This is a genomic window from Alkaliphilus transvaalensis ATCC 700919, from assembly GCF_000621485.1.
Lineage (GTDB): Bacteria > Bacillota > Clostridia > Peptostreptococcales > Natronincolaceae > Alkaliphilus > Alkaliphilus transvaalensis.
Genome location: NZ_JHYF01000038.1, coordinates 1 through 1,439 on the forward strand (window position 1 = coordinate 1; position 1,439 = coordinate 1,439).

General features: G+C 33.1%; 1 protein-coding gene. It reads left to right on the forward strand.

Features of this window, described 5'->3' with window-relative positions; all coding sequences use genetic code 11:
• Window positions 1–1,439 (forward strand): sugar-binding protein (locus T335_RS20985; protein WP_034328740.1); only part of this gene is annotated, 1,439 nt, incomplete at both ends.

Sequence of the window (1,439 nt, forward strand, 5' to 3'; positions counted from 1 at the left end):
TATCAATATGATAAAGACAATAGAAAAATAAAAACCATCTATCCAGATGGAGGAATAGAAAGATTTTACTACGACAGTCAGGGAAATCTAATAAAACACATCACACCAGAATACTACAATATAGAAAAAGATGATGGAGAAGGATACACTTTTAAATATAATAATCTCAATCAGCTAACAACAATAATAGATACCGAAGGAAAAATACAAAAGAGCCTTCAGTATGACCTCTACGGTAGAATAACCCAAGAAAAAGATCAAGAAGAAATAACAACCCTATACAAATATAATCAAATAGGAATCATCGAAAAAAGAGTAGCAGTAGATAAAGAAGAAGGAAAAACAAAATACCAAGTAACCCGATACCAATACGATCTAAACGGAAACAAAATAACAGAAAAACATGGGAAAGAAGTAGTAGGAGAAGGCGAATATCCCAAAGACTACCACCAAATAGACTTTAGCTATGATAAAAACAACAGGCTTATCCAAGTAAAAGACAAGTTTGGAGCAAAAACAGAATACAAGTACAACAGCCTAAACCAAAAAACCTATGAAAGCTTTAGAATTAACCAAGATACCAACAAAACAATCCACTACAAATACGACGAGACAGGAGCATTAATAGAAAAAAAAGAAGAAATAAGCAGCAGTAGGGAAATAACCATAGCCATAACAAAATTTAAGTACGATAAAAATAACAACATCATAGAAATAACAACCCCAAAAGGACATCAAATAAAAAGAGTTTATGATAAAATAAATAGAGTAATAGAAGAATATCAAAGAGATCAAGAAAGTCATATACACAGAAAATACAAATATCAGTATGATAAGGCTGGAAACATCATCAAAATGATTAACAACACAAATCCAGAAAACATCATCCAAAAAGAATACAAATACGATGCCAAAAATCGCATAACCCATGAAATTAATCAATTAGGAAACACCACAAGAATATACTACGACAAAAATGATCGAGTAATAAAAGAAATCCAGCCAGAAGCATATAATCTACAGACCGATGATGGAATGGGAATAACCTACAAGTACAACCCAAAAGGACAAGTAATAGAGTCAAGAAATGAAATAGGAGAAATAATATCAAAAAACGAATACGACCCAAAAGGGAATATCAAAGCAAGGATAGATGGAAGCGGTTCAAAAGTAGAATACACCTACAACCTATTAGGACAAATAAAAGAAATTACCACACCAAACAGTAGAAAAGCCAACAAAGCCCTACAAAAATATACCTACGATGGAAGAGGTAACATTACAGGAATAGAAGATGGAAACGGCAACACAACAACTTATAAGCTAGATGATTGGGGAAGAATAACAGAAATAACAAACCCAGAAGGTGGGGTAGAAAAATATACCTACGACTTCGCAGGAAACATCACCAGTACCACCGATGCCAATGGGAATACCAT